We start from the raw sequence: 14,364 nt of genomic DNA, 5'->3' as shown, positions 1-14,364 counted from the left end.
GGGTCCTCCTTCGCGGGAGGGCCCCGTTTTTCGTCGTTGAGTGAATTCGCTTGACCTCGAGTGCGGTCGAGGTGTTTGAGTTGTCCCATGGACGTCGACGCGTATCTGGACCGCCTCGGCGTCGCGTGGCCGGCGGCGCCCGACCTCGCGACGCTGCGCCACCTGCAGGAACGGCACCTGGCCGCGGTGCCGTTCGAGAACCTGAGCATCCACCTGGGCGAGCCGGTCGAGCTGACCGAAGACGCGTTGTTCGGCAAGATCGTGCGCCGCCGCCGGGGTGGGTTCTGCTACGAGCTCAACGGCCTCTTCGCGGCACTGCTGCGCTCCTTGGGGTACGACGCGGCGCTGCACGCGGCCCAGGTGTTCCGCCCGGACGGCACGCTCGGCCCGCCCCTGGACCACGCGGCGATCGTCGTGTCCCTGGACGAGGAAGACTGGCTGGTCGACGTCGGCTTCGGCCGTTTCTCCCGTCACCCGCTGCGCCTGTCCGGTGTGGACGCGCAGTCCGATCCGGACGGCGAGTTCCTCCTGCTGGACGCGCCCCACGGCGACGTCGACGTGCTGCTGGACGGCAAGCCGCAGTACCGCCTGGAACGTCGTCCACGACCGCTGTCGGACTTCGTCCCGATGGCGTGGTGGCAGGCGACTTCCCCGTCGTCGCACTTCACGAAGTCGCTGACGTGTTCGCGCCCGACGTCCCAGGGCCGCGTGACGCTCTCGGGCGACCGGCTGATCGAGACGGTCGACGGCGTCCGGCACGAGGTGGTCCTGGAGTCCGAAGCGGCGATCCGGCTGGCCTACCGGGTCTACTTCGGCATCGCGCTGAGCCGGCTGCCCACGCCACCGGGTGAGAGTCCCTTGACGAGAGGCGAACTCAGCCCGACACTGCCGTGAAGTGAACGAAGCCCCGGCCTGGGGTTCCCAGGGCCGGGGCTCCGTCCGTTCCCGAACTGACTGCCGCTCCCACCACGAAGCGGACATGTATGAGGTTAGCCTAACCTCATCTTTCTCGGCAAGGGGTCATTCAGGGAGACTCGGATCTCACTCGTTCGAGTGACACCGGGGTCCTGGAGGCCCATTTTTTGTCGGTGCGTGCCGATACGGTTACGCCGTGAACATGAGGGGGATGCGGAAGGACCGCACCGTGCTGATCGCCGTCTCGTTGACGGCGGTCCTCGTGCTGGCGGCCGGGCTGGCCTGGTGGTCGTCCCGCGACTCACCAAATCCACCGAGGGCACTGCCGTCGCCGTGGCCGTCCGCGGACGGCGAGGTGCTCCGCCCGGTCCCGATGCCGACCGGGGAGATGGCCGCGGCGCTGCCGTTCACGACTCCGTTTTCGGCGACAGCTCCGCCGGCCGGCCGGCGGACGTCAGCGAGCCGGGCGGGGTCGTCGAAGTCCAGCTCGTCGACGGTTCCTCGCAGACCCTCACCGTCTGGCTGTTCGACCTGGACCGCACTTTGCCGGGGATCCGTGAGCTGGCCGGGAAGGTGGTGCCACCGCTACTGGGCCGCTAGACCTTGGCCCGCTTCAGAATCCGCAGCCCGAACCCCCGCTGAACCGGCCAGGAAACCCCACCCCGACGGATCAACACCACCGCACAGACAACCGCGGCCAAAGCCGAAACCGCCCCACCGATGTAGAACGGAGACCGCCCGCCGAACGCCTGAGCCATCCACCCCACCATCGGCCCGCCGATCGGGTTGCCACCGATGAGCACCAGCACGTACAGCCCCATCACGCGGCCGCGCATCTCCGGGCTGACCGACGTCTGCACCAGCGCGTTCGCCGTGTTGAGGAACGTCATCGTGGCGAAGCCGAGCGGGATCAGGCCGAGGCCGAACGTCAGGTACGTCGGCATGAACGCCGTGATCAGCTCGAACACGCCCAGGAAGAACGCGGACACGAGCATCAGCCGCACCCGCGGCCGGCCCTTCGTGCCGCGGCGGGCCGACATGATCGCGCCCGTGAACGTGCCGACCGCGACCAGCGTCGACAGCAAGCCGTAGCCGTCGGCCGCGGTGTGGAAGACGTTCGCCGCCACGATCGGGAGGGAGCTGAAGTAGGTGATGCCGAACGTGCTGACGAACAGGACCAGCACCATGACCGTCATCAGGTCCGAGCGCCGCCGGACGTAGCGGAGGCCTTCGGCGAGCTGGCCCTTCTCGCGCGGCACCGCCGCGACGCGGAAGAGCTTGTCCGGGTTCATCAGGATGAGCCCGGTGATCACCGCGACCGTGCTGAGCGCGTTCGCGATGAACAGCCAGCCGGTGCCGATCCACGTGATCGCGAACCCGGCGATCGCCGGGCCGACGATCCGCGCCATGTTGAAGATCGACGAGTTCAGCGCGACCGCGTTCGCGATCTGGTCCCGGCCGACCATTTCGGCGACGAACGACTGCCGCGTCGGCACTTCGAGCGACGCCGTGATGCCGAGCGTGAAGCATAGGACGTAGACCTGCCACAGCGCCACGAGCCCGGTGATGTCGAGGACGCCGAGCACCACGGCCTGCGAACACGCCGCCGCCTGGATCCAGGTGAGCAGCCGCCGCTTGTCGACGCGGTCGGCGAGGACGCCGGCCCACAGCGAGAGGAACAGCGTCGGCGCGAACTGCAGCGCGACGGCGATGCCGAGGGCGATCGGGTTGTTGCCGCTGAGGGTGAACACCAGCCAGTCCTGGGCGATGCGCTGCATCCAGGTGCCGATGTTCGAGATGACCTGGCCGGTGAAGAACAGCCGGTAGTTGCGGACGCGCAGCGAGGCGAACATGCTGCCGCGCTTCGAAGGGGATGGTGGCGAAGCGGACGGCGGTGGTGCCGTGTCCCGGGTAGCAGTGGTCTCGATCGAACGCTTCGTTTCGCTACCCGTGGCCGTCACCGTGGTTAGTTCCCCGCCATCCTGTCTATGATTTCGGCGGCTTTCGAGAGCACTTCGCGCTCTTCGTCGCCGAGTTCCGCCAACTGCCGGTCCAGCCACGCCTCCCGCACGGAGATGGCCTTCTGCACGTAGGCCAGCCCGCTTTCGGACAGCTCGACGATGGCCTGCCGACCATCGGTCGGGTGCGGGCGCCGCTCGACGAACTTCATCTCTTCGAGCGCGGCGATCACCCTCGTCATCGAGGGCGGCTGGACGCCTTCCTTCGCGGCGAGCTGACCCGGGGTCAGCGCACCGCACTTGTGCAAGGTGGACAGCGCGGCGACCTGAGTCAGCGTGAGGTCGTCCCCGACGCGCTGTGCCCGCAGCCGGCGGTTGAGCCGGACCACCGCGAGACGCAGACGGCTCGCCAAGGAGCGTTCGTGCGTGTCGCCGGACATATAGTTAGCATACCTTACGAAACTTCGGGCGAACGGGTGATCTCCACCGCAACCCCCGCGAACCCCGTGCGTCCTCCTCAGGACGAGACCTGGGGGTCGGATGAACAAGAAGCTGGCGGGCTCGGCCGTGGTGGGCGCGGCGGTCCTGGCGATCGTGGCGGCGCTGATCTGGGGCGGCGAAGAGGCACCGGCGGCCGCACCACCGCCGCCGCCCACGCCGACGACCACGACGCTGCCGTACCAGGCGACCAAGGAGATCTACGACTTCCCCGCCGAGCCCGGCAGCGAGAGCGGCGGCTTCGACTTCGAGATCCCGGTCCCGACCGGCTGGGCCGTCACGCACGACAAGGACCGCGCGACCTACCGCAGCGGCGAGCTGGTCCTGGAGACCGACCGCGTGCCGATCACGCAGGAGGATGCGCTCGGCGGCCTGCAGGCCATCGCGAAGGCGAGCCCGTACGGCGGCACCGTCGCGAAGCACGCCGATGTCGCCTACGACGAAGCCGCCGAATGGGACTACTCCTACGTCCGCGACGGCGTGCTCCGGCAGGTGAACCTCGTCGGCGTCGGTGTCGGCGACGTGCTGATCACCATCCGCTACGAGGCTCCCCAGCCGGAGTTCCTCGGCCACCTGAACGTCCTGGCCGATGCTCTCGAGGTCAGCGGCGCGGGCTGATCACTTGAACGCCGCCTGCAGCGGCCCGACCGCGAAGTACGCCACGAACGCCAGCGCGATCACCCACATCAGCGGGTGGACCTGGCGCGCCTTGCCGGTCGCCGCGCGGATGACGGCGTAGCTGACGAAGCCGGCGCCGATGCCGTTGGCGATCGAGTACGTGAACGGCATGACGACGATGGTCAGGAACGCCGGCAGCGCGATCGAGTAGTCGGTGAAGTCGATGTCGCGCACTTGCGCCATCAGCATCGCGCCGACCACGACCAGCGCCGGCGCGGCCGCCTCGACCGGCACGACCTGGTAGAGCGGCGTCAGGAACATCGCGGCGATGAACAGCAGACCGGTGACGACGTTCGCCAGGCCCGTCCGCGCGCCCTCGGCGATGCCCGACGCCGACTCGACGAACACCGTGTTCGAGCTGGCCGAGCCGAAACCGCCGGCCGCGCCCGCGAGGCCCTCGACGAACAGCGCCTTGCCGACGTTGGGCAGCTGGCCGTCCTTGGGCAGCAGGTCGGCCTCCTTGGCGAGGCCGGTCATCGTGCCCATCGCGTCGAAGAAGTCGGCGAGCACCAGCGTGAACACCAGCAGGACGACGGTGATGATCGGCAGCCGCGTCCAGGCGCCGAACGAGACGTCGCCGACCAGGGAGAGGTTCGGCAGGCCGACGACCTGGTCCGGCAGCGCCGGGTAGCCGAGGTTCCAGCCCTTCGGGTTCGTGCCCTGCGACGGCCCGGCCTTGACGATCGCCTCCACGACGATCGCGAGCACCGTCGAAGACAGCACGCCGATCAGGATCGCGCCCTTGACCTTGCGCACGACGAGGACGCCGGTGATCAGCAGGCCGACGACGAACACGGCGGTCGGCCAGGACGCGATCGAGCCGTTGATGCCCAGGCCCACCGGGACGGTCGTGTGCGCGTCGTCCGGCAGCCGCCGCACGAACCCGGCGTCGACCAGGCCGATCAGGCAGATGAACACGCCGATGCCGACGGCGATCGCGGACTTGAGCGCGGGCGGCACGGCCCGGAACACCGCGGTGCGGAACCCGGTGAGCACGAGCAGGACGATGATCACGCCCTCGATGACGACCAGGCCCATCGCCTCGGGCCAGGTCATCTGCGGGGCGATGGTGACCGCGACCAGGCTGTTGATGCCCAGGCCGGTCGCGATGGCGAACGGGTAGTTCGCGACCAGGCCCATCAGGATGGTCATGACGCCGGCGACGAGCGCGGTGACCGCGGCGACGTTCGACACCGGCAGGATGCCGCCGAGGAGGTCCTTGTGCGCGCCTACGTCGTCGGCCGAGAAACTGCCGATGATCAGCGGGTTCAGCACCACGATGTAGGCCATCGTGACGAAGGTGACCAGGCCGCCGCGCAGTTCGCGCGGCACGGTCGAGCCCCGTTCGGTGATCTTGAAGAACCGGTCCAGTGTGGACGTCCCGGCGCGGGTCGTCTCCTGCTCCGCCATTGGCCTGCCCATTCTGTCGCTGCTGCGGAGTACCCTGCACCTCGTGAGTGAACCGATCAATCCACCGGAGGTTACGGGCTCGTTGCGGCACACGCCGGAGCTGCCCAAGAAGCTGACCGACCTGACGCCGGTGGTGATCGTAGGCACCTCGATCTGGGCTGTCGCGCTGGTGGTGCTCTTCTTCACGACTTCGGGGCTGTGGGTGCAGACGGCGCTGTCCGGGTTCGTGCTCGGGTTCGTCGGCCTGGCGATCATCGGCTGGCAGCGTGCCGCCGCCCGCCGGGGGTCGAAGTCGGCCCAGCGGCTCTGACGCTTACGCCAGCAGTGTCCGCGGCGAGGGGTCGTCGAGCAGCGCCGTGATGAGGTGCCGGTCGGGCCAGCGGCCGGCCGCCCAGGCGAACGCGCGCGCGAGGCCCTCGGAGGTGTCGGCCGCGTGCAGCCGGCCGTCGGACCACCACTGGACGTCGTGCTCGGCGTCCTGGATCCGCACGGTGAGCGGATCGTGCACCAGGACACCGCCGTCGGGCAGCCGCAGGCCGAGCTGATCGGCGACGAGCTTGAGCGCGGGCAGGTCGGCCCAGGGCGCGTACTCGCCCTCGCTGGTCACCGTGGCGTCTTCGGTGCTCGCGAGCGGCAGGTCGAGCAGGTCGGCCAGCCGCTCCGGCTCCTCGGGCGCGACGACGTACCGACCGGGCTCCAGCGCCCCGGCCACCCACGGCACGTCGAGCACGAGTGCACCGTCCACAACGGACCCATCGGCAGCCCGCACCGCTTGCGGCGGCCGGGGTTCGAACCCGGACTCGACGACGGCGTCGTAAGCGCGGGTCACCAGTCCCGGTGAAATGGTCCGTTCGGGGTCGGCAAGGCGCTCGAGGACGTCTTCCGCCTCGTCCACAGTGGACAGTCGCAGATCGGTCCGGACACCGGCCGTCGTCAGAAGATCTTCACCCAGACCGAGATCCGGGACCTCGTCGTAGAGCCCGGCCAGGTCGGCACCGGGCATCCGCCATTCGGCGGGTGCGGCGTCGCCGAGGACCGCGTACTGCGCGATCCACCACGCCGCGTGCCCCCGGGGCGCACGCAGGGCGTGCAGCGTTTCCGGCCGCGCGGCGAGCAGCCGGAGAGCGGCGGGCCAGGCGTCATCGCCGACGAGATCGAGGTCCCGGATCGCGACGAGCGTCGACGGCGGCTCGGGCAGCGAGTCCCACCAGGCTTCCTCGTCGGGCAGGTCGTGATCGGGTTCGTGCGGCTCGTCGTCGACGACGACCGCGAACGAGTCGAGCACACCGGCGGCTTTGAGCGTGTCGGCGGGCCAGTCTTCGGCGAAGTCCTCGTCGAGAACGTCGAGGGCGCCATCTTCTTCGAAGACTTCTTCGTCGAAGACGTCCAGCAGCGGCGAATTCGGAAGCACCAGCTCATCGGCGCGTCGCCAGGTATCGGTGGCGGGCAGGGCGAGGGCACCGACCCAGCTTGGCGCGTCGTCCCCGCAGTCGGCGATCAACCGGAGGACGGCACCGGCGAGCGTCGTACCGTCCAAACCGGACCGGACGTCTTCGACACTGCGCTCGACGGCATCGCGCAGCTGGTCGGCGTTGAGCAGCTCGCGGGCGTCGGCTTGCTTGGCGCCCAACCGTTCCAGCAGCGGGTGTGACGCGGCGGGGTGCACGAGCCGCAGTCCCGGAATGTCCACATCGGACAGCAGTTCGAGCAGCTCGGCCGAGCCCTCGACGAGCAGGCACCCGCGCGCTCCCGGCAACGTCCGGCCGTCGGAGAGCGGGACGGGAAGCCCATCCAGCCGTTCACTCGCGAGTGCGTGCGACTCGACGGCCCGGGCGAGCGCCGCGTAGACGTCGTGCCACCAGCTCGGTTCCCGGGAGGTGCCGGTAAGCGTTTCCAACACTTCTTCAATGCTGACAACCTGAACGGAAACGGCTTTCAGCACACTGGCGGGCGCGGCGCCCTTGAGCAGCCCCGGAACGACGTCGGCGATCAGCTCGGGCAGTCCGTCGACCTCGACGTCGAGGACTTTCGCCTGCCTCCCGGCGACGTCGCGACCATCCTGAGTGGACAGCCACGGTTCGGCGCTGAGATTGGCGATCACTTCGTCGCGCAACTGCGCGTCCACAGTGGACTTCGGGAACCTGGGTCGAGGAACCAGCGCGAACCGCTGTTCGGCGGGCAGCAGCCGCACCAATTGCACGTACTCGGCGGCGGCACTCTTGAGCGCTGTGCTCAGTTCAGCCCCCGGCAGTGCGCGGCGCCGCGAGGGTTCGACTGGCACAGTCGCGAGAAGTCGCGCGGGCAGCGAGAGCCCGTCGTCGGTCGGGGTGGGGGCGTGCAGAACGTCTTCTTCGAGGGGTTGCGGGAGACCGTGTTCGTCGACCGGGATGGCCCAGACGACGTCACCGCGATGAGTCAGCCACCGGGTTTCCTTTTGCGGTCCCCGAATCTCGACGACATCGTCCTGACTTTGACGAGTCCAAACGCGACCGTCCACATTGGCTTCAGCGAGCCAGGGCAGAGCGAGGAGAAGGTCGCCGATGTCTTCGGCAAGCTGATCGAGAAGAGCCCGTCCGTCGACATCTTCCCTGAGCGGGAGCCGAACTTCGGTGTCAAAGCCGTCCGGAACATCAGCCGCTACAGGCCAGGGAAGCCTGAGAACGGGAACATCCCCTTGGATGCCCGCGACCTCACGGGTCTTCTCAGCGGAGAAGAGGACACCACCACTGGTCGAGACGACGCTGGGGGCATCGGAGACGGTACGAACAGCGGCAAAGCCGACGCCGAATCGTCCAACGGTGTCACCGGTCTTACCGGAGGCCCGCAGCGAGGCAAGTGAGGCAACACCCCTCGCGTCGAGGGGCGCACCGGTGTTGGCGAAGCGAAGCTCCCGGTCCACAAGGGACACCCGAATCTTCCCGGGCGTCCCCTGAGCCATGGCGGCATCGGCGGCGTTCTGGGCAAGCTCGACGAAGAGCCGATCCCGATAGGCGCCAACGCGCAGATCGCGCTCGACATTGGTGTCCTCGATCAGCCGCGTGGGCGAGTCCCGCCAGGCGCGCAGGGTGGAGTCACGGAGCTGCGCGGTGCCGTAGGGGTCGGTCCCGTGGGCCTCAGAGGTCCCGCTGCTCACGGGCGGCTTCACCACCGGGGGTATCGATCCGAGCCTGAGCCTCATCGGCCGGCGCCAGAGCCGATTCACCGGTTCCCGGGGCAGCCTCCGGCTCGGCAACCGCATCGGTCACCTCAGCCTGGGTCGGCTCAGCCTCGGGAACGTCAGCCTCGACGACCGCATCGGCCTGCGCGGGCTCAGCAACCTCGGCCGCTTCCGGCTGGTCGCCTGCACCGGTCGGCGCCGGCTCAGCCTCGGCCACAGCGACATCGCCCTGCACCGACGGCTCCTCAACCGCATCGGTCGCCTGAGCCTCAGCCGGCTCGCTCACCGCAACATGACCCTGCGCCGACTCATCCGCAGTGGGCTCTACAACCGCATCGGTCACCTCGGCCTGGGTCGGCTCCGCCTCGGCAGGTTCGGGAACATCAGCCTCGACAACAGCCGCCTCGGCCGCTTCCGGCTCGGCGACTGCATCGGCCTGCGCCGACTCCGCCGGCGAAGCAACCTCGGCCGCTTCCGGCTCAGCATTGGGCGCGGCCACCTCCGCCTGCGGCTCGGCAACCGCATCGACCGGCTCGACATCGGCCGTGGCAATGCGCTCGACCTCGGACTCCGCCACCGCTGCCTGCGGCTCGGCAACCTCGTCGGCCGCAGCCGTGGGCTCGACCTCGGGCTGCGCCACCGCTGCCTGCGGCTCGATAACAGCATCGGTCGGCTCCGCGACCGGCTCGGAGCCAGGAGCTGCCGCCTCCACCGGCGCGGAATCCGCCGCACCCGCAGAAGCAACCACCTCGGCCTCCACTGGCGAAGCAACCTCGGCTGCTTCCGGCTCAGCATCGGGCGCGGCCGTGGGCTCGACCGCCGCAGCCTTCGGCTCGGCAACCTCGTCGGCCGCAGCCGTGGGCTCAACCTCGCGCTCCACCACCGCTGCCTGCGGCTCGGCAGCCACCTCGGCCGGCTCGGCTGTCACGGATTCGGCCACGGGAGTTGCCGCCTCGACCTGCGCGGAACCGGCCGCTTCCGCGGAAGCAGCCGTCTCGAGCTGCGCCGTCCCGGTGCTCTCGGCCTCGGCTGCAGCCGGCGCTTCCACCTCGGCCGATTCGGGCTGGGCGGTCGCCTCGGCCGGCTCCGCGACCACGTCAGTCGCCGCCGGCTCCGCGACCACAGCAGCCGGCTCGTCGACCGCGTCCGACTCCGCCGCCTCCGTGGCGAGCTCCGGCTCCACCTCCGCCGGCGATACATCCGCCTCCGCGATCGCCGTCTCCGGCTCGGCCGCCGGTGACTCCACCAGCGATGGCGCCGGTGTGAAGTCCAGCAACGAATCGTCGTACACCAGCTCCGCCACCGGGACCGATGACGTCACCTCGACCTCTACCTCCGAGTGCGCTCCGCAGCCGTACTCCACGTCCACCACGTGGCCGTCCGCCGGGGCGATGTCGTTGCTGCACACCCCGAACACCCCGCGCAGCGAACCCGCCAGCGGCACGAAGAACCCGCACGTCCCGCACACGTCCGGGGCGCTGCGGGCCATGTCCGAACGAGGCCCGAACTCGCCTCCGTGCCAGCGGGCCGCCGCGTCCGTGCGGCCGAAACGGGACAGCACGTGGACGCGTCCCAAGCCCGCGTCGAGTGCTGCCTCCTCCACCGCCGGGTCGTCCGACTGCACGTACGCCGGGGCCAGGCGGGGGTCGTTCTCGTCCGTCGGGAAGATGTCGCCGACGCCCAGGTCGCCCGCTCGAACCCGGCGCTCCCACGGCACCCACGCCGGGGCGATCAGCGCCGACGGGCCCGGCACCAGGACGACCTCGCTGACCGTCACCGGCTCGTCGTCGCCCGCCAGGGCGACCGTCACGCACCAGCGCCAGCCGCGGTAGCCCGGGACCTGGGCCTCGAACAGGTGACTCGCCGTGACCGCGTCCTCGCGTGAGACACCCACGTGGGTGCCGATCTGCTCCTCGGGCGTTTCTTCGAGCACCGCCGCGCGCGCGAACTCCACCGCATCGGCGAGCTTGCGCTGCACGGAACCGTCGTCGAGGGTCAGCAGCAGCGTCATGCGGCCAATTGTGCCGCACGCCTCCCCGGCGCCCGTGCCAGGCTGTTCATCGTGCGCACGCCGATCGTCACCACCCTGCTGGCAGCCGCCGCGCTCAGCGGCTGTGCCGCCGCCCCCGGCCAGGAACCCGGCCGGGAAACCGCCCCCGAACAGCTCACCGTCCAGGTCGTCTCGACCCTGCCGCACGACCCCGCCGCCTTCACCGAAGGCCTCGAGTTCGCCGGCGACCTCCTCTACGAAAGCACCGGCCTCGCCGGGCAGTCGACGCTCACCGCCGGCCCCGCCGGCGGCCCGCCCGCCACGACGGCCATCCTCCCCGCGCCTCTCTTCGGCGAAGGCGTCACCGTCCTCGGGCCGAAGCTGTGGCAGCTCACCTGGCAGGACGGCGTCGCCATCGAACGCGACTCGAAGACCCTCGCCGAGCTGCGCCGCGTCAAGTATGACGGCGAAGGCTGGGGCCTCTGCCACCAAGCCGACGGCCGGCTCGTGATGAGCAACGGCTCGTCCAAGCTGACCTTCCGCGACCCGGCGACCTTCGCCGTCACCGGAAGCGTCGACGTCGGGCGCGACCAGCTCAACGAGCTCGAATGCGTCGGCGGCGACGTCTACGCAAACGTTTGGCACACCGACACCGTCCTGCGGATCGACGCCGCCACCGGGCACGTCACCGCGACGATCGACGCAGGCCGGCTGCGCTCCCAGGTGAACACGACCGACTCCGAAGCCGTGCTCAACGGCATAGCGGCCGTCCCGGGCACCGATGAATATTTGCTCACGGGGAAGCAGTGGCCGGTCACGTTCCGGGTGAGGTTCGTCCCGAAGAACGCGTAAAGCACGGATGAGCAGGCGGAACCGGCCCCCGGTAAGGCAGGATTGAGACGTGGCACTCTTCGGCTCCCGCTCCGACGGCTCCGGCTCGCAGCCGCGCGGCCGGAAGTCGAAGCGACGCTGGACGCCGGAACCGGGCGCCGGGCAGGCCAAGCCGTGGCGGGAAGCGGTCGCGCCGCCGCGGGCGGAGCACACCCGCGTCGAACACCGCAGCGCGCCGCCGCCCACCCGCGTCGAACGACCCGTTCAGCGTGGCGGCTACTACGACGCGAACGAGGCCCCGACCGCCGCCGCGCCCACCGGGCACCGGCCCCCGCCACCACAGCCACCGCGTGGCGCGCGGCCGTACCCGCCGCACGACCCGAACCGCACCGACCGGATCCACCGCGAGCCGCCCGGCTTCTACCAGGGTGAGCGCCGGCCCGGCAGCGGTGAGTACGAGCACTACGACACCGGCGGGTACAACGGCGAGCCGCGGCCGCCAGAGCCGGAGCCCCTGCCGCCGCGGGAAGAACCGCGGACGCCGGGTGGCACGCCGAAGCTGCCGAAGAAGATCACCGTCACGCGGGTCGCGGCGATGCGCAGCCGGCAGCTGACCGGCCAGGCCGTCGGCGCCTTCCAGCGCGCGACGAAGGCCGACGGCGCCGAAAAGTCCGGCCTCACCTCGCTGACCTACGCCGTGATGCTGAACTACGCCAGCGACGCGGCGATGGCGATCGCGCTGGCCAACACCCTCTTCTTCGCCGCGACCAGCGGCGAGAGCAAGGGCAAGGTCGCGCTCTACCTGCTCATCACGATCGCGCCGTTCGCGCTGGTCGCGCCGGTGATCGGGCCCGCGCTCGACCGCGTGCAACGCGGGCGGCGGCTGGCGATGTGCGCGTCGTCGATCGGCCAGGGGCTGATGGCCGTCGTCATGGCGCTGCACTTCGACGACTGGCTGCTCTACCCCGCCGCGCTCGGGATGATGGTGCTGTCCAAGTCGTTCACCGTGCTCAAGGCCGCGGTGACGCCCCGGGTGCTGCCGTCGGAGATCACGCTCTCCAAGACCAACGCCCGGCTGACGACGTTCGGCCTGGTCGCCGCGGGTGTCTTCGGCGCGCTGGCCAGCGGCGTCAACGCGATCACCGGCTCGGCCGGCGCGCTGTGGTTCACGGCGCTGATCTGCGTCGCCGCCGCCGTGCAGTCGATGCGGATCCCGGCCTGGGTGGAGGCGACCGAGGGCGAGGTCCCGACGTCGCTTTCGGCGCACCCGACCGAGAAGAAACGCCGCCAGCCGATGGGGCGCCACATCGTCGTCGCGCTGTGGGGCAACGGCTCGGTGCGCGTGCTCACCGGCTTCCTCATGATGTTCGCCGCGTTCGCGGTCAAGGCCCAGACCGAAGGCACCGGCCAGACGCCGTTCATGCAGCTGCTGCTGCTCGGCGTGATCGGCGCCGCGGCGGGCGCCGGCGGCTTCCTCGGCAACGCGCTGGGCTCGCGGCTGCACTTCGGCAGCCCGGACCAGGTGATCGTCGGGTGCGTGGCGGGCTGCGTGCTCGCCGCGCTGGTCGCGACGATCCTGCCCGGCCTGGCCACGGCCGCGATCGTCGGCCTGGTCGGCGCGACGGCCAGCGCGCTGGCGAAGATCAGCCTCGACGCCGTCATCCAGGAGGACCTGCCCGAGGAGTCGCGCGCGTCGGCGTTCGGCCGCTCGGAAACCGTGCTGCAGCTGGCCTGGTGCCTCGGCGGTGGCGCGGGCCTGCTGCTGCCGCCGACGTACTGGATCGGCTTCCTGGTCATCACGGTCGTGCTCGCGGTCGGCCTCACGCAGACGTACCTGGTGCGCCGCGGCGGTTCGCTCGTGCCGGGCCTCGGCGGCGACCGGCCGCTGCGCCCCGAGCCGACCGGCAGCTTCCCGGCCCAGGGCCTGCCCAGGGACCCGGCGCCCCGCCGGTAGGGTCTGAACCCATGCGACGTTCCCGGGTGGTGGCCCTGCTTGCGGCCGGTGGGTTCGCGGTGGCCGGCTGTTCGGCACCCGGCCCGGCCGAGGTCACGTTCTACGCCGACGGCCACACGATCAACACCACGCCGGTGCTCACGTGCGACTACTCCCAGCAGCTCGCGCAGCCGTGCAGCGCCAAGGGCGACACGCGCACGCTGAAGGTCCGCCCGGGCAAGCCCGTGCAGATCTCCGTGCCCGGCGAGGTCGCCGAAGCGCCGTGGCAGATCGTCTACGAGTACGTCACCCCGCAGGGCGAGTACAAGCAGAGCGACCCGATCCCGTTCACGTCACTGGACCGCTACGCCTACACCGTCACGCCGCCGACGCCCGCCGACCGCATTTCCGCGGTGGACGTGCAGAAGTACACGGCCGTGCTCAACGCGGGCACCGGCGAGTCGGGCCTGCTGCCCAGCGACGTGTGGGGTCTCCGGCTGGAGGCGTAGGGATCGCTCTTTAAGGATCGATGTCCCGGGCGACCGCGCGCATGATCTCGGCGATCTGCTTGGTGTGCTTGCGGTCCGGGTAGCGATTGCGCCGCAGGTCCGGCTGCACCTTCAGCTCGAGGAGCTTGATCATGTCCTCGATCAGGCCGTGCAGCTCTTCCGCGGGGCGGCGGCGCGCCTCGGCGACGGACGGCGGCGGGTCGAGCAGCCGGACGGAGAGCGCCTGCGGACCGCGACGGCCGTCGGCGACGCCGAACTCGAGCCGCTGCCCGGCTTTGAGCCCCTCGACGCCCTGCGGCAGCGCGGCCTTGCGGATGTAGACGTCGGCGCCACCGTCCTGCGTGACGAACCCGAACCCCTTCTCCGCGTCGTACCACTTGACCTTGCCGGTCGGCACTTCCCTCACCAATCCTTCTGCTGTCCCGCTCATGACGAACGCGCCCGGGGGCGTACCCAGGGCGCGCTGGGTAAAGGGTATCTCGCCA

13 protein-coding genes are annotated in these 14,364 nt (G+C 70.4%); 6 read left to right on the top strand and 7 right to left on the bottom strand.

Features of this window, described 5'->3' with window-relative positions:
- Positions 1-87: 87 nt before the first annotated feature.
- A complete protein-coding gene (locus tag BLV96_RS39870; RefSeq protein WP_086675173.1) occupies positions 88-894 on the top strand; it encodes an arylamine N-acetyltransferase family protein in 807 nt (268 codons plus the stop codon).
- Between the two features lie 210 nt (positions 895-1,104).
- Here the strand turns inward: BLV96_RS39870 and BLV96_RS39865 are convergent, their stop codons facing one another.
- From BLV96_RS39865 to BLV96_RS39855, 3 genes are all read right to left on the bottom strand, one after another.
- Positions 1,105-1,326, bottom strand: coding sequence for a hypothetical protein (locus BLV96_RS39865; RefSeq protein ID WP_086675174.1), 222 nt, complete (start codon positions 1,324-1,326; stop codon positions 1,105-1,107).
- Between the two features lie 185 nt (positions 1,327-1,511).
- Positions 1,512-2,768: an MFS transporter gene (locus tag BLV96_RS39860; RefSeq protein ID WP_086675175.1), complete on the bottom strand. Its 1,257-nt coding sequence runs from the start codon at positions 2,766-2,768 to the stop codon at positions 1,512-1,514.
- Between the two features lie 113 nt (positions 2,769-2,881).
- A complete protein-coding gene (locus BLV96_RS39855; RefSeq protein WP_086675176.1) occupies positions 2,882-3,313 on the bottom strand; it encodes a MarR family winged helix-turn-helix transcriptional regulator in 432 nt (143 codons plus the stop codon).
- A 100-nt stretch (positions 3,314-3,413) separates the two neighbouring features.
- Between BLV96_RS39855 and BLV96_RS50085 the strand changes: the two genes are divergently transcribed.
- Positions 3,414-3,989, top strand: coding sequence for a hypothetical protein (locus BLV96_RS50085; RefSeq protein WP_086675177.1), 576 nt, complete (start codon positions 3,414-3,416; stop codon positions 3,987-3,989).
- Here BLV96_RS50085 and BLV96_RS39845 read toward each other — a convergent pair whose 3' ends face one another.
- Positions 3,990-5,459 (bottom strand): NCS2 family permease, encoded by a 1,470-nt coding sequence (locus BLV96_RS39845; protein WP_086675178.1) that lies wholly within the window; start codon positions 5,457-5,459, stop codon positions 3,990-3,992.
- An 82-nt stretch (positions 5,460-5,541) separates the two neighbouring features.
- Between BLV96_RS39845 and BLV96_RS39840 the strand changes: the two genes are divergently transcribed.
- Entirely contained in the window at positions 5,542-5,769 is a 228-nt protein-coding gene (locus BLV96_RS39840; RefSeq protein ID WP_086675179.1) for a DUF2530 domain-containing protein, read from the top strand.
- Between the two features lie 3 nt (positions 5,770-5,772).
- On the opposite strand, the gene BLV96_RS39835 is transcribed toward BLV96_RS39840, so the two are convergent.
- Both BLV96_RS39835 and BLV96_RS51500 read right to left on the bottom strand, forming a co-directional pair.
- On the bottom strand, positions 5,773-8,592 hold the full coding sequence (locus tag BLV96_RS39835; protein WP_086675219.1) for a sacsin N-terminal ATP-binding-like domain-containing protein: 2,820 nt from the start codon (positions 8,590-8,592) through the stop codon (positions 5,773-5,775).
- Complete coding sequence (locus BLV96_RS51500) at positions 8,573-10,627, bottom strand: DUF3027 domain-containing protein (protein ID WP_341866141.1); 2,055 nt, start codon at positions 10,625-10,627, stop codon at positions 8,573-8,575. Before BLV96_RS51500 ends, BLV96_RS39835 begins: the two co-directional genes overlap by 20 nt.
- A gap of 51 nt (positions 10,628-10,678) precedes the next feature.
- On the opposite strand from BLV96_RS51500, the gene BLV96_RS39825 reads away from it, so the two are divergent.
- Genes BLV96_RS39825 through BLV96_RS39815 form a run of 3 tightly spaced genes read left to right on the top strand, consistent with a single transcriptional unit; the run spans position 10,679 to position 13,879 of the window.
- A complete protein-coding gene (locus tag BLV96_RS39825; RefSeq protein WP_086675180.1) occupies positions 10,679-11,458 on the top strand; it encodes a glutaminyl-peptide cyclotransferase in 780 nt (259 codons plus the stop codon).
- Positions 11,459-11,507: 49 nt separating this feature from the next.
- On the top strand, positions 11,508-13,391 hold the full coding sequence (locus BLV96_RS39820; protein WP_086675181.1) for an MFS transporter: 1,884 nt from the start codon (positions 11,508-11,510) through the stop codon (positions 13,389-13,391).
- A gap of 11 nt (positions 13,392-13,402) precedes the next feature.
- A complete protein-coding gene (locus BLV96_RS39815) occupies positions 13,403-13,879 on the top strand; it encodes a DUF2771 family protein (RefSeq protein WP_086675182.1) in 477 nt (158 codons plus the stop codon).
- A gap of 10 nt (positions 13,880-13,889) precedes the next feature.
- Here BLV96_RS39815 and BLV96_RS39810 read toward each other — a convergent pair whose 3' ends face one another.
- Positions 13,890-14,276: a cold-shock protein gene (locus BLV96_RS39810; protein ID WP_013230216.1), complete on the bottom strand. Its 387-nt coding sequence runs from the start codon at positions 14,274-14,276 to the stop codon at positions 13,890-13,892.
- Between the last annotated feature and the right edge of the window lie 88 nt (positions 14,277-14,364).

It is taken from the genome of Amycolatopsis pretoriensis, from assembly GCF_900107925.1.
GTDB lineage: Bacteria > Actinomycetota > Actinomycetes > Mycobacteriales > Pseudonocardiaceae > Amycolatopsis > Amycolatopsis pretoriensis.
The sequence above is the reverse complement of the archived record's forward strand: the minus strand, read 5'-3'. Positions and strand labels throughout refer to the sequence as shown.